The 21,043-nt window shown below is 33.6% G+C and carries 22 protein-coding genes and 1 riboswitch; of the genes, 8 read left to right on the top strand and 14 right to left on the bottom strand.

The window, feature by feature from the left end; all coding sequences use genetic code 11:
* Positions 1-17 precede the first annotated feature (17 nt).
* The 3 genes from FP433_RS00965 to FP433_RS00955 are packed head-to-tail and all read right to left on the bottom strand — an operon-like array spanning position 18 to position 2,690.
* A complete protein-coding gene (locus tag FP433_RS00965) occupies positions 18-839 on the bottom strand; it encodes an alpha/beta hydrolase (protein ID WP_265486812.1) in 822 nt (273 codons plus the stop codon).
* 7 nt (positions 840-846) lie between these two features.
* Positions 847-1,605 carry a YibE/F family protein gene (locus FP433_RS00960; protein ID WP_265483643.1) on the bottom strand — a complete coding sequence of 253 codons (759 nt, stop codon included), beginning with the start codon at positions 1,603-1,605 and terminating at the stop codon, positions 847-849.
* Positions 1,606-1,607: 2 nt separating this feature from the next.
* A complete protein-coding gene (locus FP433_RS00955; RefSeq protein ID WP_265486811.1) occupies positions 1,608-2,690 on the bottom strand; it encodes a YibE/F family protein in 1,083 nt (360 codons plus the stop codon).
* An 84-nt stretch (positions 2,691-2,774) separates the two neighbouring features.
* Here FP433_RS00955 and FP433_RS00950 point away from each other — a divergent pair, with 84 nt between their 5' ends.
* Complete coding sequence (locus FP433_RS00950; protein WP_265486810.1) at positions 2,775-4,349, top strand: cation:proton antiporter; 1,575 nt, start codon at positions 2,775-2,777, stop codon at positions 4,347-4,349.
* A 31-nt stretch (positions 4,350-4,380) separates the two neighbouring features.
* Here the strand turns inward: FP433_RS00950 and FP433_RS00945 are convergent, their stop codons facing one another.
* Together FP433_RS00945 and FP433_RS00940 are read right to left on the bottom strand one after the other, a co-directional pair.
* On the bottom strand, positions 4,381-5,064 hold the full coding sequence (locus FP433_RS00945) for a MerR family transcriptional regulator (RefSeq protein WP_265483646.1): 684 nt from the start codon (positions 5,062-5,064) through the stop codon (positions 4,381-4,383).
* Positions 5,065-5,081: 17 nt separating this feature from the next.
* Positions 5,082-6,167, bottom strand: coding sequence for a D-alanine--D-alanine ligase family protein (locus FP433_RS00940; RefSeq protein WP_265483647.1), 1,086 nt, complete (start codon positions 6,165-6,167; stop codon positions 5,082-5,084).
* Between the two features lie 154 nt (positions 6,168-6,321).
* Between FP433_RS00940 and FP433_RS00935 the strand changes: the two genes are divergently transcribed.
* The gene (locus FP433_RS00935; protein ID WP_265486809.1) at positions 6,322-7,977 is read left to right on the top strand and encodes a CAP domain-containing protein; all 1,656 of its coding nucleotides are present in this window, start codon (positions 6,322-6,324) and stop codon (positions 7,975-7,977) included.
* 38 nt (positions 7,978-8,015) lie between these two features.
* On the opposite strand, the gene FP433_RS00930 is transcribed toward FP433_RS00935, so the two are convergent.
* From FP433_RS00930 to FP433_RS00910, 5 genes are all read right to left on the bottom strand, one after another.
* Positions 8,016-8,849: a hypothetical protein gene (locus tag FP433_RS00930; protein WP_265483649.1), complete on the bottom strand. Its 834-nt coding sequence runs from the start codon at positions 8,847-8,849 to the stop codon at positions 8,016-8,018.
* Between the two features lie 19 nt (positions 8,850-8,868).
* Positions 8,869-9,531, bottom strand: coding sequence for a TetR/AcrR family transcriptional regulator (locus FP433_RS00925; protein ID WP_265483650.1), 663 nt, complete (start codon positions 9,529-9,531; stop codon positions 8,869-8,871).
* An 80-nt stretch (positions 9,532-9,611) separates the two neighbouring features.
* Positions 9,612-10,973 (bottom strand): amino acid permease, encoded by a 1,362-nt coding sequence (locus FP433_RS00920; RefSeq protein ID WP_265486808.1) that lies wholly within the window; start codon positions 10,971-10,973, stop codon positions 9,612-9,614.
* A 123-nt stretch (positions 10,974-11,096) separates the two neighbouring features.
* On the bottom strand, positions 11,097-12,086 hold the full coding sequence (locus tag FP433_RS00915; protein WP_265483652.1) for a ribose-phosphate diphosphokinase: 990 nt from the start codon (positions 12,084-12,086) through the stop codon (positions 11,097-11,099).
* Positions 12,087-12,168: 82 nt separating this feature from the next.
* Positions 12,169-12,825 (bottom strand): alpha/beta fold hydrolase, encoded by a 657-nt coding sequence (locus FP433_RS00910; protein ID WP_265486807.1) that lies wholly within the window; start codon positions 12,823-12,825, stop codon positions 12,169-12,171.
* A 97-nt stretch (positions 12,826-12,922) separates the two neighbouring features.
* Here FP433_RS00910 and FP433_RS00905 point away from each other — a divergent pair, with 97 nt between their 5' ends.
* The gene (locus FP433_RS00905) at positions 12,923-13,141 is read left to right on the top strand and encodes a hypothetical protein (RefSeq protein WP_265483654.1); all 219 of its coding nucleotides are present in this window, start codon (positions 12,923-12,925) and stop codon (positions 13,139-13,141) included.
* On the opposite strand, the gene FP433_RS00900 is transcribed toward FP433_RS00905, so the two are convergent.
* Positions 13,138-13,974 carry a glycosyltransferase family 2 protein gene (locus FP433_RS00900; RefSeq protein WP_265486806.1) on the bottom strand — a complete coding sequence of 279 codons (837 nt, stop codon included), beginning with the start codon at positions 13,972-13,974 and terminating at the stop codon, positions 13,138-13,140. The genes FP433_RS00905 and FP433_RS00900 overlap by 4 nt on opposite strands.
* Positions 13,975-14,097: 123 nt before the next feature.
* Between FP433_RS00900 and FP433_RS00895 the strand changes: the two genes are divergently transcribed.
* The gene (locus FP433_RS00895; RefSeq protein WP_265483656.1) at positions 14,098-15,069 is read left to right on the top strand and encodes a DUF1002 domain-containing protein; all 972 of its coding nucleotides are present in this window, start codon (positions 14,098-14,100) and stop codon (positions 15,067-15,069) included.
* Between the two features lie 18 nt (positions 15,070-15,087).
* Here the strand turns inward: FP433_RS00895 and FP433_RS00890 are convergent, their stop codons facing one another.
* Positions 15,088-15,747 (bottom strand): ribonuclease H family protein, encoded by a 660-nt coding sequence (locus tag FP433_RS00890; protein WP_265486805.1) that lies wholly within the window; start codon positions 15,745-15,747, stop codon positions 15,088-15,090.
* A 101-nt stretch (positions 15,748-15,848) separates the two neighbouring features.
* On the opposite strand from FP433_RS00890, the gene FP433_RS00885 reads away from it, so the two are divergent.
* The gene (locus FP433_RS00885; protein ID WP_265486804.1) at positions 15,849-16,802 is read left to right on the top strand and encodes an alpha/beta hydrolase; all 954 of its coding nucleotides are present in this window, start codon (positions 15,849-15,851) and stop codon (positions 16,800-16,802) included.
* 3 nt (positions 16,803-16,805) lie between these two features.
* Positions 16,806-18,263, top strand: coding sequence for a cardiolipin synthase (cls, locus tag FP433_RS00880; protein ID WP_265486803.1), 1,458 nt, complete (start codon positions 16,806-16,808; stop codon positions 18,261-18,263).
* A 30-nt stretch (positions 18,264-18,293) separates the two neighbouring features.
* Here the strand turns inward: cls and FP433_RS00875 are convergent, their stop codons facing one another.
* Complete coding sequence (locus FP433_RS00875) at positions 18,294-18,770, bottom strand: hypothetical protein (RefSeq protein ID WP_265483658.1); 477 nt, start codon at positions 18,768-18,770, stop codon at positions 18,294-18,296.
* 164 nt (positions 18,771-18,934) lie between these two features.
* Between FP433_RS00875 and FP433_RS00870 the strand changes: the two genes are divergently transcribed.
* Positions 18,935-19,714, top strand: coding sequence for a TerC family protein (locus FP433_RS00870; RefSeq protein WP_265483659.1), 780 nt, complete (start codon positions 18,935-18,937; stop codon positions 19,712-19,714).
* Here the strand turns inward: FP433_RS00870 and FP433_RS00865 are convergent.
* Positions 19,698-20,072, bottom strand: a complete 375-nt coding sequence (locus FP433_RS00865; protein ID WP_265483660.1) for a DUF488 domain-containing protein — start codon at positions 20,070-20,072, stop codon at positions 19,698-19,700. The genes FP433_RS00870 and FP433_RS00865 overlap by 17 nt on opposite strands.
* A 53-nt stretch (positions 20,073-20,125) precedes the next feature.
* Here FP433_RS00865 and FP433_RS00860 point away from each other — a divergent pair, with 53 nt between their 5' ends.
* Positions 20,126-20,758 carry a DNA-3-methyladenine glycosylase gene (locus FP433_RS00860; RefSeq protein WP_265486802.1) on the top strand — a complete coding sequence of 211 codons (633 nt, stop codon included), beginning with the start codon at positions 20,126-20,128 and terminating at the stop codon, positions 20,756-20,758.
* Between the two features lie 36 nt (positions 20,759-20,794).
* A riboswitch (Lysine riboswitch) is annotated at positions 20,795-20,971 on the top strand.
* Positions 20,972-21,043: the final 72 nt, after the last annotated feature.

Here is a 21,043-nt window from a genome sequence, read left to right as displayed (position 1 = left end):
AGATTCATGTTTTTTGTTTACTTGATTTTTAGATCTTCTAGCCACTCAATACTTAAATTGAACCAATGGGCTACATGAGAATTTACCTGCCAACTTTTCCCTTGTGTTTCTAAGTCTGGTCGAGCCAAAGAAAAGCCATGACGGCCATGATCAAATAAATGGGCTTCAAAAGGCACATTATGATTACGCAAAGCTGTAATGTATTCAATTGAATTATTGATATAAACTACAGGATCATTATCTGCTTGAAAAATAAAAGTTGGTGGGGTTTGCTTAGTAACACCTAAAGCTGTATTAAGTAATTCTGGATCTGTAGGCAGCTTAGTTTCTGCTTCCGGGGTAATTGGCACACTAACTTCTTTGATATTAATCAGAGGGTAACCCAAAATGGTAGCGTTAGGTGCTACTTGTTCATGTGTGAAGCCATACTTTTTGCCCCATTTAGGATTTTCCGCCATTACATTCATTGCACTTACTACACTACCACCAGCTGAAAAACCAATCGTTATAATTTGATTAGGATTAATACCTAATTCTTCACTATGCTCTCGGAAATATTTCAAAGCAGTTAAGCCACTTAAAGCAGCATCAGGATAAATTTTTCCTGGATCTGTTAATAAATTATACGAAACTATCGCACAATCAAACCCATAACTAGCGTAGGCCATTGCCACAGGTTCTCCTTCTCTTAAAGAAAGATGGGTAAAATATCCACCAGGGAAAATAAGCATTAATGGTCTTTTTTTCATTACCAAACTAGGATTTTTTTGTAATTGATAGTAGGTAACGCTAAATTCACGGTTATTAAAATTAGTTAGCTTTAATTCTTGAACTTCCATATTTACCTCACTTTTTGTTAGTTTGTGTTAAAGTGTGAGCCAGCAAATGGGTTGTCAGCGGAACTGTTAACAAAACGCCAATAAATGAATACATAATAATTAAACTTTCACTTATAAAAAGTTTATCATTTAAAATTTCAAAAAGGGAATAATTAAGCCGCATATACCAAATAAATAGTGGTAAAAAACTTCCAAACATCCCAAATAAAATTGTATTGAGGGCAGTAGCTAAAACATCTTTTCCAAGTAAGTTACCATTTTTTAAAATTTCATCCCGATTTATGCTTGGATCATGGTGCTTTAATTCAAGCAACCCTGCACTGATTGCTACACTTGCTTCTGCAATTGCTCCCAAAGTTGAAAAAATAGCTACAATAATCGCAATTTGTGGGAAACTTATTCCTACATTAACAGATAATCCCACTAATTCTTCACTTGCTTGGTCTCCAAAACCAGCGCTTTGGGCCAAGGACTGGAATATTAAAATTATTGCAATTACAATTAAGCTTACAAATAACGCCGTTAAAAACGAATTCTTCGCTAAAGAATAATCATGAGTACCCAAATAGATGATTGTCAATAATTTTAAAGGAATAAAAATTACCCCAATCCAAAAAATATTTATGCCCCAGGAAATCAAGAGACCCACTAAAATTATTAAACAAGTATTAATTACAATGCTTAAATAACTTTTTAGGCCTGTCTTTCCTCCTACCAACACAATTAATACTAGTAAAAAAATTAACAAAGCTACTAAAGTACTCACCTTTATGCCCTCTTTTCTCTTAAAAAGACTGTACTACATAATGTCGCAAAAACTACAGTTAGTACAATTCCAATCGCAGAGATTAGACTCTGAATAATCCCTAAAGAGAGGGCAAATTCAAAAGTGTACTTGAGAGTGTTATTGTCTCGCAAATATAAAATTGCCATTGGGAGAGCTTCAGCCATAAAGATTAACACTAAGACATTAATTAAGGGGCCCATAATTTCTTGTCCAAGTGTTCGGCCACTTAAGACAAGCTCTTTTAAGGTTAAATTTAGCTTGTGGCAGCTTAAATTATACAGACTTGATACAATATCGGTTGCTTCATCCATCACTGCTCCAAGGACTCCTAATAAACTTTGAGCTAAAAATATTGTTCTGGGATCCTGCGTAGCATATTCTACTGCTTCATATTTCATCCCACTTTCATTAGTTAATTTCATAATCACATAACTTAAGCCAAAAGCCACAAAGACCCCTAAAAGTGTTGCTACAAAGGTTACCACCATTTTTTTACTAAAGCCTTGAGCTAACACTAGTGATAAAAAGGTAAAAATTATACTAGCTAGACTATAAATCCACAAAACTTTTACCCCATTTGTAGCAATATCTAACTTTACTACATAGTAAAAAATGATTGCATTTAGCAAAAGTGATAAGAGCAACATTTTTGCAGATTTGCCCATGATTGCAAACATTAAACTTACTACAACCGTTAATGCTAAACAGAAAACCCAGTCTCGTTTAGGAGATAACACCTTTGCTTTTCCCTTTAAAAAAGCAACAATTACTCGCTGATGAGAATAGTATTTTTGGGTAATAACTTGTGATTTTGCATACTCATTTTCCACTAAATATACTTTTCCCTTATTTTTTCCGTTCAGGATGCGAATTTTAAATGTTTGTTGGCGCAGCTCATCCTTATTTTGATAACTATCTTCCGTTTTATTAATTAAGCTATCTTTAGGCTTAGTAATTATTTCTCCAATTGGTTGACTAGAAAAAGCAGTGGTAAAATAAACAATTCCTGTAATTATAATTCCCACTAGAAAAATGACTAAACTCCAACGATATTTTTTTTGCATCTTAAATTACACCTTTATTTTTTTCTCAATTCCATTATGCTACTATTATTTTTGATGAACAATTAAAGAAAGGTTTAAATAAAAATGGAATTAATGATCTCTACTTTTTACCTGACTTTTGCAGCTGCGATTAGTATTATCATTGCACAGGCACTAGAAAAAATTTCCGTCAATTACATTAGTATGCTAATTGGAGTTATTTTTGCATTAGTCCCATTTTTAAATCATCATGTTGCGCCATTTAATTCTGAAACATTTATGGAACTAATTATTGCACCTTTACTATTTTTTGAGGGGCAAAAAACGCAACTTTACAATATTCGCAATCGATTTAAGAGTATTTTAGGAATTACCGTTGTTATGGTGTTGTTTGCGGTAATTGCTGCGGGATTTAGTATCCATTATTTAAGCAATCTTGGCATTGCTCTTTCCTTTATTATTGCCAGTATCAGTGCTCCAACTGATGCAACTGCGACTGAATCGGTTACTAATAATTTGATTTTACCCCACAAGGTAGAAGGTTCACTTAAAACTGAGTCACTTTTTAATGATGCCTCTGGAATTATTTTATTGGACATGGCCTTACTATGGTTTGAAAATGGCACTATCAACTACGGCCAAACTCTCCAAAATTTTCTTTTTTCCTCTCTTGGGGGAGCCGCAATTGGTTTTGTAATCGGCTGGATATTTATTATGTTTCGGCAATTTTTAACTAGATCTCGATTTAATGCTCTCAATGCTCAAAATATTATTTACTTACTAAGTCCTTTTTTAATTTATGCAATTGCAGAAGAACTTAGCGTCTCAGGAATTATTGCTGTTGTAGTTGCTGGTTTATTTCATAATGCTGAAAGACAGTATTCTGTCTTACTTAATCCACGACAAGTTCAAATTGGTAGCAATCTTCAGAGTCTAATTTCAGAAATTTTTAACAGTATTGTTTTTGTAATCTTAGGTTTAATGATTATTCGCATTGGATACAACCGGATTTTAAATTCTCAGATTTGGCTTTGGTTAGCTGTAGGAACAATAATTTACTTGGCTAATTTAATTGTTAGATTTTTATACAGCCTTCTTATCATGAAATTTGATAGTAAAAATGCTGCAATTTTTGCCTTAGGTGGTGTTCATGGAGCGGTAACTTTAGCCTTGGCACTCACCATTTCTCAAAAATTTCTCGGGCAATCAAACTACAATTTATTAATGATGTCTGAAGCTACTTTGATTTTGCTTAGTATGATTATTCCAACTATTATTTTTCCTTTCATTCTGCCTCACCAACTTAGTGACTATGAATCTCAAAGAATGACTATCAAGTTTAGAAATGAAATGGTTAAACAGGCAATCATTGCTGTTCACCATATGTACCTACCTAAAAAAGTAAAGCGTCATATCCTTTTTAGCCTACTTTTACAAAAACAAGCTATCAATACCCCTGATTCTCTTCGTCAAATCTTTCGTACAATTGATCAACCCAGTTTATCTTCAGAAGAGCGCTATTTAGAGCGTCTAGCTTATTACCGCGTCTTTGCTATTGAACGTAATTATTTAGAAGAAATTGCTCAAAAGGAAAGTAAATATCAAAAATGTCTTTTAACACTTTACAATGAAATTTTAATTGCTGAATCCCTTACTCTAGAAGATTACATAGAAGAATAAAAGCATCACGCAATATAATGCGTGATGCTTTTTACTTAAATAATTTTTCCCACCAATGTTTCTTTTTAACCTTCATTTGCATTTGCGCTAAACTTCGATTCACATGGGCCAAGCTCTTTAAGGCATCTTCTTCAGCAGCTTTAGGACTAACCTTTTCTGCTGAAGTGGTATTAGCTGTCTGTGAACTAGAAACTGTCTGAGATGAAGCAACCTTATTAGATTTCTTTTCTTCAGGTTGTGGCAACTGCTTTGTAGCCGCAATCAACTTTTGATTTTGATCTTCAATACGAGTTACTTGCTTTTGCAAAGTTTGAATTGCTTCATTTTGACCAGTAATAGTCTCTTTTACCATCATTAAAAGTTTAATAACTTCTTGAGCATCTACCATTGTTTTAGTGTTTACTTTGTTATCGGGTAAATTCTTGCTCTTTTCAGACTTGGTAGTTTTCCCATTAACTTCAAAAATTTGCTCAGCAGCTTCTTGTAGCGTTAAATCATCATTCTTAGATAATTCTTGTAACTTATGTAATTCTTCTAGATTCTTTTTACTATATAAACGTGCTTTTTGTTTTGTACGTTGATAGTAATCTCTATTGTCTGTAACTTTTTCAATAAGTAATGAATATTTACGCAGCGTCGCTACACTAATACCCAAGCTTTTAGCAGCTTGAGCAGGTGATTCAAAGCCTTCCAAATTATTATCTTTTTCTGCCATCTTCTCCCCCGTTTTTCTTACTCATGTTTATGCAGTAATGTCTTCTTATGATTATAACGTTCAATTCCTAGATTAATCAATTTTGTAATTAGTTCAGTGTAAGGAATTCCTACTTCTTCAAATAACTTAGGGTACATTGAAATATTTGTAAAACCAGGCAAAGCATTTACTTCGGTCAAAATAATTTCATTATCACCATCACGTAGCATTGAATCAATCCGCGCCATACCGCTACACTCTGTAACTTGGAACACTTTTAAGGCATTCGAACGAACTTTTTCGACAATTCCTTCAGGCAAATCGGCTGGAATCTGTAATTGTGAAGTAGAATTATCATCATACTTATTTTCATAAGTGTAGAATGAATCTTTAGCATTAGTAATTTGTCCCACTCCAGCAACAATCGGTTTATCATTTCCTAAAACTGCAGTTTCTACTTCGCTTCCATGAACAGTTTCTTCTACTAAGACTTTATCATCGTATTTAAAAGCATCTTTTAATGCTGCTTGATATTCTTGCGCATTTAAAACATGGTGCACACCTACTGATGAGCCTTGGTTAGAAGGTTTAACAAACAAATCTTTTCCTAATTTTTGTGAGACATAGTTATAATCAAGCTTTTTATTTTCTTTGTCGTCATATTCATAACGGCTAATACTAATCCAGTCTGCTACTTTTACGCCAACACGTTGTGCTAAGATCTTGGTCATTTCTTTGTCCATGGTTATTGCAGCACCTAAGACATCATCTCCAACAAATGGCTTATCAATTACTCTAAACAGACCTTGCAATGAACCATCTTCACCCAAGTTTCCATGCACAATTGGGAAAAAGACATCAATTTCAGGACGATCTTCTAACTGAATTAAATTAGAAATATTTTTTACTTGATGTGGATTTGTAACGGTCATCTTTGGATCATCAAGTACCTTGCGTGAATCTTCGTCTCCCGCTAAATAGCCATCATTAGTAATCCACATTGGATAAACATCAAATTTATTAGTATCAATTGCGTTATAAATATTATGAGCTGACATAATGGAAACTTCATATTCTGAAGAATTCCCTCCAAAAATCAACCCTACTTTAATTTTATTAGACATAATTTTTCTCCTTATTAGCCCCTAAATCCTTATTATACATAACCAAGTTACCAGAGTGATAATTTTTTCTAAAAAAGTCAAAAAATATTTCAATTTCTTGCTAAAAAATTTAAAAATTAACTATAATTAAGACATGAAAGGATGTTGATTTAAGATGCAATTTAAGCGAGCAATTTCTATTACTTTAATTAGTGCTGCATTCCTTATTCCAGCAGTAAAACCCCCTACTATTCAAGTAAATGCGGCTACTTTTACCCAAGCAGAAAATAATAAAATTAAATCTTTTCAACAAAGCTATGCCAATCTTCCTAAGCAAGCTTATTCAAAGAGTAATCTTTATGCAAGTGCTCCTAATTTAACTAAGCCCTTTTCACCCGGTAGTTTAAATTCTTCTTATCTTTCAACCCAATTAGATTATATTAATTTTTATCGTAGCTTATTTGGCTTAACTTCTATTACTAGTAATCCTACTGACAATGAAAATGCCCAAATTACGGCTAGTGTAATGGCCGCAATTAATGCAGATCCTTTCGTAAACCAACATGGTTTACCAAGTGATAAACGCCCCAATTTTATTAGTAAGATGTATTGGTCAATCGCCAAAAATATTTCAGCTAGTTCAAATTTAAATTTTAATGTCGCTAATCAATCTCCTGGAGAAGTTATTCGTGATTTAATCACCGATAGTTATAACTTAGATGGCAGCGACACTGGTCACCGCGCTTGGCTACTTTCTACACGTTTAACTACAACTGGATTAGGAGCCGCTTATGGAACCAATGGTTATCGCTATTCTGTTCAACAAGTAGCTTATGCAACTGACAGTTTTAACTCACCTAGTGCACCTTCTGTAACCTATCCAAGTGCTGGTGTCTTCCCAATCGAACTTCTTAAAGGAGAAAATGTTGCTTGGTCTTTATATTTATCTGATCAAACAATTAGTAAAACTCCTAAAATCACTATTACTGATCTAGACACTGGTTCTAGCTCAGCTGCTACTAAAGTCCATAATTATTCTAGTCAGGGATATGGTAATTTTGCTACTATCTTAACTTATTTCCCTGGTAATATTAAATTGGTCAATGGACATGCTTACAGCGTAAAGATAAACGGAATTGAAAATTATACCTTTAAGCTTTTTAAATTAGGAGCTGCCTCTTCTGAATCTCCTACTTCAACACCAAGTTCTGCTACTAATAATGTAGCACCTAATTACAATATCTCTCCTATTCCTAAAGTAGATTTAAACCAAAATCAAAGTGATACTGATACTTCTGATTCTTCTTCTACTGGTAATAACGGTATTTTGCCACGTAATGATACAAATTCATCAACTGACATGAACTTTGCTTTACCAACTTTTAATATCAACTCATCTAATGATGATCAAACTTCTACCTCTTTGAATGAAGAAGTTATTACAACTGATCCAAACTTAATTTTAGAAGCAGATAAATTAAGAGATACTTTAAATAATAAGCGACAACTTAATCCCGTGGTCTTTGGTCGTTCTTACCAAAACGGAACAAAATACTATAATTTAGGAACTAACCAATGGTATAGAAACTTTTATATTACATCGAATCCTCAGCTTAAAGCTGGAGTAATTTCAATTGGAACAAACAATATTGATACAACAGTTTATTCAAGTCCTTATTTAATGTTGCAACATCCTACTTTTACTCATTTAACTCCTGGAAGGAGTTATCCTTATGGCCAAAGTATTATTATTGGGAATACAGCTTGGTATTACTTAGGACCTAACCAATGGATAAAACAACCTGTCTCTTTAACGAATAATTTAATATAGAAAAAAGCATAGCTTCAGTTTTAACTGAATCTATGCTTTTAATTTGAGCTTGTTAGTTGCCAGCAAATTGTACTAATAATAAATAATCCCACACCTATAATTACCAATTCTAAGAAAATACCACTAGCAATCTCTAACCAATATCCAATTGCTAAAGGTAAACTTTCCACACTAAACAGCATTGGAGTTAAAGCCAAAATACCGTAAATAATAATGCTCAGTGCTCCTGTCCACATTCCTGCACTACTTAAAGTATGGAAAAATCCTTTGCCTGAAAGGTGAAGCATCATATCTTTTAGAATAGCAATTAAAGAAATAATACATAATACACTTATTAAAACATTTACTAAAACAAATAAAGTTTCAATATTTGCAGCTAAAGTAAGGTTGGATAGATTAAATCCTGTAATAATTGCATATATCCCCTGCGTATTATTCTTCTTTAAAATCTTTTTAACGGATTGCGCTTCTGTTGAAGAATTATCATTAATTTTAGTAAAAATTACTGTCTTAATTTCTTCTGCAACACTTGCCGTTTCTGTCCTAAACAAATGAAAGCCCAAGGTATAATCGATCATTGCATCTGCAATTGGCTTGGTTTGTTTAGTAGTTAGAATGTTGCTTGTATCTCCATTACGATTGGCATTAATTGAATTGGCAAAATTATCAAACTTATCATTGATATAACGTTCAACCACTACACTATTATTTTCTTTAGCGAGTTGTTTTTTCATAAAGCTTGGATTCATAAAAGTTACCAAGCTAAAAATTAATGTCAATAAAATAAAAAATGATAAAATAAGCGATTTTTTATTATGAAGATTTTGAGCGTGATTGATCCGTCGTAATTCACTACGCGAACCTACTTGCATCTGCTGACCCCTTTATTAATTACTTTTCGGTAAACATTGTATTGATAGCTTCAAAAACTTTATCCATATCAAAGTTTTCAATAATTTTATTACCTTGTTCCAAAGCTTCTTTTGTCTTAACATCTGGGTAATCCAAGAAAGTTGACATGAAAGTTTTTACCATGATGTCTGAAATTTCTTCTGGAGTTACCTGTAATTCCTTTTGCTTGAGAAAAATACTTCCACCACCACTAACAATAAAATTGAGTCCAATTTTAATTTGGTGATCAGTACCTAACTCGTCTTTCACACCTTCTTCAATTAGCCAGCTATCAAGTAGTTGACCCCATTTTTCAAGGGAATCATCACTTTTAAGGACATTATTTAGTAGGCGTGAAATTCCTTCATCTCGTTCACCTAATTCAAGCAAAATATAGATAAACAATTTCATTTTTGCATAAACACTTACATTTGCAAATTTTTCACTATTAACCACTTTTAAAATTGTTGACATAAAACTAGTCACAATTTCATTCATTAATTTACTTTTATGTGGATAGTAAGATTGAAGTAATGATTTAGAAATCTCAGATTCATCTGCGATCATTTGCAAAGAAACATTTTTTAAACCATCTTGACGTAAAAGTGAGAAGGTATTTCTTAGAATAGTTCTCCGTCTTTGCATATTTTTTTGTCTAGCCATACTTTATCCCCTTCATTTCTCTTAATTTCTAATCAGTAACATTATATCAGCAATGTTTTTTTAATAGCTATATATACGCCTTATTTTTTTACATTTCCTGATTTTTTAACAAAATTGAAAATTATTGCTAAACAGATAATGAAAGCTAAAGATAAGATTAAAGGAATTCTTGTAGTTGGAATCACAAATAAAATCACTAAAATTGCCACATAAAAAATAATTGTTAGCCAATCAGTAAACGGTGCTCCTGGCATCTGAAATTGGCCTAATTCATTTCTTTTTGCTTTTCGATACTTTAAGTGACACCACATTATAATTAACCAGACCATGATGAAATTAATTGTTGACACTGTAGAAACAACATCAAATATTTTTCCTGGCATAACGTAGTTCAAAATGACAATTACAAATAAAATTAATGAAGAAAAGGTAAGCGCACGGTCAGGAACGCCATGACGACTTATTTTTCCTAATCTTTTAGGTGCATGACCGCTATAAGCAAGTGCATACAGAGAACGACTTGTACTAAAAATAGCACTGTTAGTAGCACTCATAGCTGCAGTTAAAACCACAAAGTTTAAAATTCCTGCAGCAGCTGGGATTCCAATCGCACTAAATACTTGAACAAACGGACTTGAAGTTGTCTTAATTGTATTCCAAGGTTGCACAGCCATAATTGCAATCATTGAACCAATATAAAAGAGCCCAATTCTAAGTGGCAAACTGTTAATAGCCTTAGGAATATCCTTTTCCGGCTCAGCAGTTTCACCTGCTGTTAAACCTACAATTTCAATTCCTACAAAGGCAAAAATCACCATTTGAAATGAAGTTAAAAAGCCACTGAATCCCTTGGGGAAAAATCCCCCATGAGAAACAATATTAGTTAAAGATACTGTATTTCCACCAACATGCATATGAAGCAAAATCATAATTAGTCCGGCACCAATTAAGGCTACAATTGCTAATACCTTAATCATGGAGAACCAGCTTTCTAGCTCACCAAAGAGTCCAACATTTAGACGATTTATTAATAATAAAATTAAAATAATTACTAACGGTCCCACCCATTGAGGTAAATCAGGAAACCAATATTTTAAATATATTCCTGTTGCTGTTAAATCTGCCATCGCTAAACTGAGCCAACATGCCCAGTAGGTCCAACCAGCTACAAATTCTACTCTGTCCCCCAAATAGGTCTTAATTGAACTAATAAATGACGATTGATTAGGAGAAGAAAGAATTAATTCTCCCAAGGCACGCATCATAAAGAAAGTTATAATTCCTACTACCAAATAAGATAAAATAATTGAAGGTCCACTACTTTTAATGGCTGAACCCGAGCCTAAAAACAGCCCAGTTCCAATAGCCCCTCCAATTGCAATCATCATTACGTGACGGCTTTTCAGGGAACGATTTAATTTTTGAGTTTCCTTTTTAGCCATATGTATTTCTCACCTTCCTACTATATTTTTGTTAGTGTAATAGTTTAATTATAGAGATTAATAAGGCAAGAAACAAATTTTTCTAAAAGAAAAAGCTTGAGATTTTCATCCCAAGCTTTTTGCTTAATCATTAATTCTATTTTGTTCATCAAAAATTTGGTGAATTGATTTATCGTTATAAATATAATCAATTCCCTTTGCAAGTAAACGATCAACAGATAATCGTACCATTCGATCTGGATATTTACTATGCTTAATAGTATCAGTTACCACGATTTGCTCAATTGGTAATTTATTTAATCGCTCAATAGCATCCTTAGATAATAAAGCATGAGTTGCAGCTACATAAACTTTCTTTGCACCTGCAGCTAAAACTGACTTAGTTGATGAAGATACTCTCGCACCTGTATCAATTAAATCATCAACGATAATTACCGTTTTATCCTTAACATCACCAATCATATCATGAACTTCAGTATCATAACGTGCACCACGTTGATCTACAATAGCAATTGGTGCATTAAAGTATGATCCGAAAGTTCTTGCTAGTTTTGCGCCTGAGTGATCAGGTGAGACAACTACAACATCTTCTTCATCTTTACTTGCAATTCCATTATCTAAAAAGTATTGTGCTAAAATTGGCATTGCGTGTAAATGGTCAACCGGAATATTGTAGAATCCTTGAATTTGTGAAGCATGTAAATCTACTACAATTAAATCATCAATCTTATGTAATTGTAATAAGTTAGCAAGTAACTTTGCAGTAATTGGCTCACGTGAACGATTCTTAGTATCAGAACGTGAATAAGCCATATAAGGAATAACTACATTGATTGAGTGTGCTGAAGCGCGTTGCAAAGCATCTAAGACGATCATTAATTCCATAAAGTTTTCGTTTACAGGATCTTGAATTGATTGAATGACGTAAACATCACAACCACGGACACTTTCTGTAATATTTACTTGAATTTCACCATCACTAAAGTGATGCACAGCGGTTTCAAGTAAAGGAGTATCCAAAGCCCCAGCAATTCTTTCAGCTAAAACTTGATTTCCACCAAGTCCAATTAATTTCATTGGGTGTAACATTTGATGCAGTTCTTCTTTATTCATTTTTTAAGCCCTTCTTTAAGAAAATACCTATTCTCTAATAATTATAACCAAAATGTTCCCTAAAAAGGTAACTTTAATTAATTTAGCTAAAAAAGTCTTTGATTACATCTAATAATTTTAAACTATGGACCACGTAACTTTCATGAGTTTGTCTTGGCATAACAATCAAGCGACAATTTGGAATAAGGCCACTATACCAACGAACGTGCTCAACTTTTACCCAATCTTTTTCTCCTACAATACTTAACACAGGAATATTTATTTTTTTCAACTGGTCTACTGGAATTTTTGTTTCTTTCAAAGCTACTTTACTATCCTGATCACCTTGAAAGAAGCGTTTAAACCCATTAGATAAAATATGTCCTGCACTTACCCCATTACCATTAACGTAACTGCCGACGACAATTACCTTTTCAACCAGATCAGGATATTTTCTGGCAATCCAAAGGGCATCAACTCCACCTGCCCCATATCCCAAAATGTAAGGCTTGCTAAGATTTAATTTTTTAATGAAGGCAACAATATCCTTTACCTCGTTTTGATAATGTTCACTAGGCTTACCAGTGGATAAACCATGACCTCTCATATCCGGCACATAAAGTGTGTAATAAAGTGATAATGGCGAAAGCAACTTATCAAATACACTTCCATCTTGATGATGTCCATGCAATAAAATTAAAGGATGACCATCACCTAAAGTTTGATAATATAATTCAACATTATTGATGCTGACTCTCATTACTATAAATTTCTCCCCTATAAGTGCAAATTACTAGCCTTTAACTAACTATTTTTGGTAAAATATAGTTATCAAAATAACAAAGGAGATGTGAATAATGACAAACGAATCCGTATTTTTTAACCCTGGAGATGCAATTTCTGCTTCTCATGACTTTACTCAATTAAGACGTAGTGCACAAATCTTTAAAGCAGAAAAACCAACTAGTCGACAACTTGTAATTGCTCAAAATGACCAAAGTGGATCTTACGCTGTTTATTACGCAGATGCCGCTAAATCAACTGGCACTGCTTATCACATCAAAGAAAAAATCTAATCCTTAATATTTACTTTTTGAAAGGAAGAAGCTTTTTTAGCTTCTTTTTTCTTTAATTCTTGTGCTTGAACCTTCTTTTCATGCATTAAACTCTTAATTATTACGTGCCAGACACGATAGTTTGCTCTAAAATTATCAGGAATTTTTTTAGGATTTAAGTCGTGAACCATGCTATCAGATCTTTGCCAATAATGATAATAAGGATGTGAAATAAAATAAAATCCATTTGTAAGAGAAACATATTTCACATTAAAAATTTGGTCCTCCATAAAAGCTAGATCTTCTACAAAACGCATCTTGTACTTTCGTACAATATCTGTACGATAGCCCTTATTCCAAGTGTAACCTTTGACTGGAGAGTTAAAAACATTTGTAATTAACATATAGGCTTGTTTTTTGGTTAATAATCCTGCACCTTTTTTGATTCCGATTGCCTTGCTAATAGTTTTTCGCGGTGAATCGATCCAAAAACCACAAGACACCATCCCTACTTGGGGATTTTTTTGAAAAGCATCTATAAAAAAGCTTGTATAACCTGAATCAACCCAATCATCCCCATCATGGAAGGTAAAATAAGGAGTATCAACATGATCCATCCCTACATTTCTTGCATCAGATAGTCCACCATTTTTTTTATTAATAATTTCAAAAAATGGAAATTTGTCTCGATAAGATTCTGCTACTGCAGCAGTGTTATCTTTTGAACCATCATTAACAATTAATAATTTAAAATTTAAATCGTCTTGATTTGCCAATGCATCTAAAGCTCGGCCAAGATATTTTTCCATATTATAAACCGGCATAATTACGGTTAAAAGCGGCTGTCGCAACAAAATATCCTCTCCTTTTCGACATAATTATATCATCTTCACAAATATTTAACTAATTTCCTTATCTTTTTGCGCTATAATATAGTCTAATAATATTTTTAAAGTAATAAAAGGAACTTATAAACTATGAAAAAATTATTAAGCATTTTTCCAATCATCTTCTTTGTTACCTTACTTGGTTTAACTTTTACGCTTAAGCCCCATTTAGTTAAAGCCGACGACAGTGACACTCCTGTAGTTACTTTAGGAGGTTCTTTAACATCTTCCCAGCGTCAGAGTACTCTTGATACTTTGATTGCACCATTAAATGGCGCATCTTATAAAACAATCACAGTCACTGGAAATGATTTAGTCAAATATCTCAATCCTTCTGGCGCTAGTTTTACTTCCCACTCCGGCGTCTGGTCTAGTGCTCTAATTCAAAAAACTGCTAGTGGAAGTGGAATTAACGTCCACATTCTTTCTTATAATGGGCACAATAATATCACAACTATCACTGCTAACCAATACAAAAATGCAGCTTTAACAGCTGGAATTACCGATGCTGATATTTATGTTACTTCACCAGTTCCAATTGACGGCTCAGGTGCATTAGCAGGAGTTTATGCTGCCTATGCTAAAAATGGCGATAAACTTGATCAAGACCAAATCAATGCCGCTCAAAACGAAATGGAAACTTTAAGTAAAATTACTCAAGCCAATGATGAAAAATCCGGTTACAGTGATGCTCAATTAAATAATGCAGTTGCTGGTGCAAAATCTGAAATGGCTAAACAAGGTCAAAATATTTCTAACAGTCAAATTCGAGATATTGTAAATAATCAAATAAAAATTAATCATCTTGGCGATACAATTACTAATAATCAAAAACAACAGATTATTAATATTTTAATTCAAATTAAAGACAGCGGCGCTTTAAAAGATAAAAGTTTTGGCCAACAGGCCAATAAAGTTAGCAACCAAATTCAAGCAGGAGCTAAAAATATTTTTTCTAAATTAAACACTCCTGATACTCGCAACTGGTTCCAACAATTAATTGATTCAATTACTTCTTGGTTCAAGGGTGTATTTGGTAGTACAGCAATTTTTAAACTCTAAAAGAGTGAGGAATATTCCTCACTCTTTCTTAGGCATTTCATCCATCACTTTATTTAATTTATGATCTACATAAATATTACCTGCTGACTTGTCGTGACCTTTTACCCACTTATAGTGAGGATTGGGAAATAATGCCAGTAAATTTTCTACTCGCTGCCAATATTCTTGGTTCTTTACTGGACCAGTTGTTGTTCTCCAACCTCTTTTTTTCCAGCCAGGAATTCGACTAATATTATCCAAAACATACTTTGAATCAAGACAAAATAATAAATTTTCTTTATTAAATCCGAGTTCAACTAGAGCAGCTAAGGAATTTATAAAGGCGGTTAGCTCCATTTGATTGTTTGTGGCCCCATAAACTCCACCTGCACCATCATATCTATTGCCACCTTTTTCTTCAATTAAATAGGCCCAAGCCGCTTTATCTGTCTTTTTAACATGTCCTCCGCGAACATTACCTGTATTACGTGTGCCACCATCAGTAAAAATCGTAGCAAAATACTCACCAGGATTAGTTTCTTTTTGATTTTCTTTCTTATCTATAAACTCCTCTGCTTCATTCAAAGTCGTAAATGATTTATAAACTGCTCCTGAAAATCCGGAAACTTGCTCCTTTGCTTCATTCCAACTTGTATAAATTCCTGGTCTTTTTCCTTTTCTTACTGCATAAAATTTCATTTTTCACACTTTTTCTTTCTTAGTTTCATCATGTTAACATATTAATTGTGTATCATTAATTATAGCGGTTCCTTATCCTTAAGTGTAGAAAGGAGGTTATTTTGTTTTTTAATCATAGAAAATATACTCAAACGGCTGAACGTGGTCGTAAAAAATCCGAAAAGCAAAAAGATCCAAGTTTTGCTACTTTAGTATCGTTAGGACTTTTGGCCACTTTTACTCCAACTCGTTGGTTAATGCGCCTGCATAAGCGGAAAATTATTCGTAACTTCAACTATGAAAAGCCTAAATCTCCTAAAAAACAAATTCCAATTATTTATATTCATGGCTTTCGTGGTGGAGAGTATACGACCCAAAAATTAGTTGATGATATGACTGAACGTAAAAATAATCCTGGCTATCTTAAAGTTACAGCTGATTTATTTGGTAACCTTACTTTAGAAGGAACGTGGACAAATGATGAACACCCAATTATTCAACTCGTATTTAAACAAAAAGTAGTTGGGCTATATGCTATTTGCTACTACTTACGCTTTAGCTTGGCTTTTTTAGCAAAAGAATTTAATTTTGATAAATACGATACCGTTGCTCATTCTTTAGGAGCACCTTCCATCATTAAAGTTGAAATACAAACTGCACACCGTAAACATTTTCCACGCTTAGACAAGGCTGCTTTAATAGCAGGTCCCTTTGATGGTGTAATGTATCTTGGAGATATCCCCAACGTTAATCAACTAACGGAAAAAAGTAGCCCTACTTTCAAAACTTCTGCTTACTTTGCTTTATTGCGTCAAAAAAAGCAATTTAATCCTCACGCTTCTATTTTAAATATTTACGGTAATGTGTTAGACAAAACTAACACCGATCGCTTCATTTCCGTAACCTCAGCCAAGTCTATTCGCTATATTCTTGCTCCACGTGTTAAAAGTTATCAAGAATTAGAAATTCGTGGTCCAATGGGAGAACATAGCATGATGCATGATGATCCTTTAGTGATGGAAACAATTGCTCATTTTTTTAAAATCAAAGATAAATCTCACATTAGGAAGGAATAAGCTATGCTTTCACCCCATGACCTAATTCGCCTAATTTGGGCTGTTAACACTGTATTAGCTTTTTATGTTGTTTTTCACCGCAAGCGTTCTGTAGCCACCTCTTGGGCCTGGCTAATCGTCTTATTAAGTATGCCAATCATTGGGTTTATTTTATATGGCTTTATGGGACGAGAACTATCCGATGAAAATCTTTTTGCCATTAATAAACAAAACCACATTGGACTTAAAAAGCTCAATCGTTTACTTCCACAAAATCCTCCTCAAGCAGGTAAAAGTGATACTTCTAACGAAGCAAAAAATTTAATTCAATATTTCAATTTTCAAAAAGAAGCTCCTCTTTCAAAAAATAATCGTGTTAAATTTTATACAGAAGGGCATGAAAAATTTGAAAATCTTTTTAAAGACATAGAAAATGCTCAAGAAACTATTAATGTAGAATACTACTCATTTATGAATGATGATATTGGAAACGAATTTTTAGATCATTTAATCAACAAAGCTCGGCAAGGAATTAAAGTCCGGGTAATTTATGATCCTTGGGGGTCACCAGGCGCTAGTAAAACTTGGTTTAAGCCGTTAACTGATTTAGGTAGTGAAGTAGTTGCTTTTATTACTGCTCAAAATATGGTTACCAAATATCGTATGAACTACCACCTCCACCGCAAAATAGTAGTTATCGACGGTAAAATTTCCTGGACAGGTGGATTTAACGTAGGAGATCAGTATCTTAATCGTTCAAAAAAATTTGGCTTTTGGCGTGATACTCACGTGCGTTTAGTTGGTTCTGCTGCTTGGATGCTTCAAGAACGTTTTGTAATGGATTGGAATGCATCAGTCAAAGATGATAAAAATCTTATCAAATTTTCTCCTAAGCTTTTTCCTCCAATTAAAGAGAATAAATTTTCTGAAAAAGATGTAGCTACTCAAATCATTAGCGATGGGCCCGATCGCTCGCTTCCTTACTTGCGTAACGGCATGATGAAAATGATGTTAATGGCTAAAAAAACACTTTGGATTCAGACACCTTACCTAATTCCAGACGATCCCATGATTGCGACCTGGGTTACTGCCGCTCACTCTGGAGTAGACGTTCGGATTATGATTCCCAGCATGCCAGACCATCCCTTTATTTACCGCGCTACTCAGTGGTATGCAAGATTTTTAATGAATGAGGGAGTTAAAATTTACATTTACAATAATGGTTTTATCCATGCTAAGACCGTTATGGTTGATAATAAATTTTGTGCAGTCGGTTCAATGAACCAAGATTTTCGTTCATACACTCTCAACTTTGAATGTGATGCATTTTTTTACAATCGCAGCGTTACTCGTAAATTAAAAGAAATCTTTATTAAAGACAGTCAAATTTGCACTCAGCTTACTCCTGCCATTACTGCAAGCTGGTCTCGTTGGTTACGCTTTAAACAAGCATTTTCTCGTTTATTAAGTCCAATCCTATGAAAAAACATCCCTTTTTCAAGAGGGATGTTTTTACATTATTTGCCTTACTTCAATTCTAGTTCCTGGTTCTACATAATGACGCAAAATACCAATAATTTCTTCAACTCCCTTATTAAAGCGAAGGGAATATGCTTGGCGCGTTTTAGTTTGAAAAATTGCCATTACACTTGGTTTCCCAATTGTTGGTACACTAATTAAAGTAATTTGAGCAATCTCACTATACTTTAAAGTACGTTTAAAATAGCCAGCTGTTACTAATCTTTTTTTTGCAAAACCCGAAAAGCCATCAATTACACTCATCGTAATAATCGCTGCTATAAATACATTAGTAATCAAAGTTGGTTGAGCAAAATAATTAAAGCTATAACCGATAATTAAAATAATTATTACCCAGACAATACCTGAATAACGATATTTTGCCCTGGTTTCAATCATCGCTTGCCAGTACCAGCTATAGATCGTATAAACAATTACAGCAAGATCACAAAGTATATAAAATTCGTTCATAGAAACTCCTTAGACATTTTCTTTATCAATAATCTTACAACAATTTACAGCTTTTTTCTTTAGAAAGATCTTCTACTTTTAAGAAAATTCTTTAATTTCAGATTGAGTCAAGGAACAACTTGCTCTAAAATTATTTCTGTACTAATTAAAGAAAGGACACCAAAATGCAAATTTTACATCTCTATCAGCCTTTTTTTGATGGAAATAACTGGGCTCATGTCCTAACCAGTGGACGCGACTGGCTAATGATTTTAACTTTAATTTTAATGGAATGTCTTCTTTCAGTAGATAATGCGGTTGTCCTTGCTGCTCAAACTCAAGCACTTCCTAATGAAGAGCAGCAAAGAAAGTCCCTTATTTATGGCCTTTGGGGTGCTTATCTTTTCCGCTTTATCGTTATTGGTGTGGGAACATATTTAATCCACTTTTGGGAAATTAAATTACTTGGAGGCCTTTACCTTCTATATTTAGTTTATAAATATTTTTATGAACTTAAACATCCTAAAGAAACCGCCCAAAAAGAAGCAGCTCTTGAAAAAAAGGAAAAAGAGAAATTACTTGCAAGTGGCAAACATAAACATCACTTATCACTTTTCTGGCGAACTGTGATTTCAATTGAATCAATGGATATTGTTTTTTCAATTGATTCTGTTTTAGCGGCTTTAGCAATGTCTAATAATCCTGTGGTTGTTTTAATTGGAGGAATGATTGGAATCTTATGCATGCGTGGTGTCGCAGAAATCATTATTAAATTAATGAAAATTATTCCTGAACTCCAAACCATGGCCTATCTTTTAATTACAATTATTGCCCTTAAGCTTTTGGTTTCCCTTCCCCCACTTAATTTTAAAGTCCCAGATAGCATCTTTGCGCTAATCGTTTTTTCAACAGTGGGTGGAACAATTATTTTTCACTACTTGCGTCCAGCTAATCGTCATCATTAACCTTATTTTCTAGTATTATTTTTTTCAAAGCAATTGCTTGATTATGCTTAAGATTTTTTGCACCATATAAGAAAAGAACATCCCCAGCTGCTAATTTTTCAGTTACAAGTTCAGTAAATTCCTGAAAGTGGGGATTTTTCTTTAACTCTAATTTATACTTTTTATAAAACTCTTCCCAACGTTCATCTTGATGATTGAACCACTTACGCAATTCACTGCTAGGGGCAATTTCCTTATCCCATAAATCTAATTTTGCCCGCACTTTGCTCATTCCTCGAGGCCAAAGTCGATCTACCAAAATTCGATAACCGCTTGGCTGATTTTTATCATAAATTCTAACTACTTTAATTTCACTCATTTTTCTTTCCATTAATTAATCTAATCATCTCAGTATTGAAAGGACTGTTTACTTTGAATTATAGTGAGTTTTTTACCAATCGTCCAACCGAAGAAATTGCTCAAGACCTACTAGGTCGTACTCTTTCTTTTGATAATGGCCAAGAAACTTTAGCTGGCACAATAGTTGAAACTGAAGCCTACCTAGGGCCCAAAGATCGCGCTGCCCATTCATATAATGGCAGACGCAGTCAAGCAAATGAAGGCTTATATTGTCCAGGAGGACATCTATATATTTATTCCCAACGCCAATATTTTTTCTTTGATGTAGCTACCCAAGAAAAGGATAATCCCCAAGGAGTTTTAGTACGAGCAATTGAACCAACTGCTGGACTTACAACAATGATTAAAAATCGTAATGGCAAAAATGGTGCCTTAGTCACTAATGGCCCAGGAAAATTAATGCAGGCTTTTGGCATCCATAGCCGTAAGTGGGATCTTGCTTCCTTAGAAGAATCTCCTTTTACTATTGATCTAACCTCTAAGCGTCCCATTGAAAAAATCCTCGCTTTACCCCGAGTTGGTATTAATCAATCTGATCCTGAATGGGCTAATAAAAAGTTACGTTATATCGTTGCAGGTAATCCTTTTATCTCAGATATTAAGAAAAAAGAAATCAAAACTTCCCATGGATTTGACAAAAGTTAAAAAATCCGTTATTATTTGGCACAGTTAAATAATCTCCAATACAATAGAGGTTGCAAATATCACGAAAGATTTAAGAGCTCACGACTAGCAAAGAAGATTTCTTTTAGGATATTTGCCGAAATTAGTTATTGAGTCGTGTTAATAATTAGTTGGGCTACAAGAGAATATCTTGTAGACTGTCCTGGCTTAGCTTCAGGGAGCGCTATCTGATTTGGTTTAAATACTGATGATTTTTCACCTCGTTGTTTTGTAACAGCGAGGTTTTATTATGCTTTTATTGTGTTG

The sequence above is a fragment of the Lactobacillus sp. PV012 genome, assembly GCF_014522325.1.
GTDB lineage: Bacteria > Bacillota > Bacilli > Lactobacillales > Lactobacillaceae > Lactobacillus.
The sequence above is the reverse complement of the archived record's forward strand: the minus strand, read 5'-3'. Positions and strand labels throughout refer to the sequence as shown.

Excerpts from the sequence above, each read along its gene's own strand:
- FP433_RS00965 (WP_265486812.1), bottom strand. The coding sequence starts at position 839 with ATGGAAGTTCAAGAATTAAAGCTAACTAATTTTAATAACCGTGAATTT.
- FP433_RS00955 (WP_265486811.1), bottom strand. The coding sequence starts at position 2,690 with ATGCAAAAAAAATATCGTTGGAGTTTAGTCATTTTTCTAGTGGGAATT.
- FP433_RS00950 (WP_265486810.1), top strand. The coding sequence starts at position 2,775 with ATGGAATTAATGATCTCTACTTTTTACCTGACTTTTGCAGCTGCGATT.
- FP433_RS00945 (WP_265483646.1), bottom strand. The coding sequence starts at position 5,064 with ATGGCAGAAAAAGATAATAATTTGGAAGGCTTTGAATCACCTGCTCAA.
- FP433_RS00940 (WP_265483647.1), bottom strand. The coding sequence starts at position 6,167 with ATGTCTAATAAAATTAAAGTAGGGTTGATTTTTGGAGGGAATTCTTCA.
- FP433_RS00935 (WP_265486809.1), top strand. The coding sequence starts at position 6,322 with ATGCAATTTAAGCGAGCAATTTCTATTACTTTAATTAGTGCTGCATTC.
- FP433_RS00930 (WP_265483649.1), bottom strand. The coding sequence starts at position 8,849 with ATGCAAGTAGGTTCGCGTAGTGAATTACGACGGATCAATCACGCTCAA.
- FP433_RS00925 (WP_265483650.1), bottom strand. The coding sequence starts at position 9,531 with ATGGCTAGACAAAAAAATATGCAAAGACGGAGAACTATTCTAAGAAAT.
- FP433_RS00920 (WP_265486808.1), bottom strand. The coding sequence starts at position 10,973 with ATGGCTAAAAAGGAAACTCAAAAATTAAATCGTTCCCTGAAAAGCCGT.
- FP433_RS00915 (WP_265483652.1), bottom strand. The coding sequence starts at position 12,086 with ATGAATAAAGAAGAACTGCATCAAATGTTACACCCAATGAAATTAATT.
- FP433_RS00910 (WP_265486807.1), bottom strand. The coding sequence starts at position 12,825 with ATGAGAGTCAGCATCAATAATGTTGAATTATATTATCAAACTTTAGGT.
- FP433_RS00905 (WP_265483654.1), top strand. The coding sequence starts at position 12,923 with ATGACAAACGAATCCGTATTTTTTAACCCTGGAGATGCAATTTCTGCT.
- FP433_RS00895 (WP_265483656.1), top strand. The coding sequence starts at position 14,098 with ATGAAAAAATTATTAAGCATTTTTCCAATCATCTTCTTTGTTACCTTA.
- FP433_RS00890 (WP_265486805.1), bottom strand. The coding sequence starts at position 15,747 with ATGAAATTTTATGCAGTAAGAAAAGGAAAAAGACCAGGAATTTATACA.
- cls (WP_265486803.1), top strand. The coding sequence starts at position 16,806 with ATGCTTTCACCCCATGACCTAATTCGCCTAATTTGGGCTGTTAACACT.
- FP433_RS00875 (WP_265483658.1), bottom strand. The coding sequence starts at position 18,770 with ATGAACGAATTTTATATACTTTGTGATCTTGCTGTAATTGTTTATACG.
- FP433_RS00870 (WP_265483659.1), top strand. The coding sequence starts at position 18,935 with ATGCAAATTTTACATCTCTATCAGCCTTTTTTTGATGGAAATAACTGG.
- FP433_RS00865 (WP_265483660.1), bottom strand. The coding sequence starts at position 20,072 with ATGAGTGAAATTAAAGTAGTTAGAATTTATGATAAAAATCAGCCAAGC.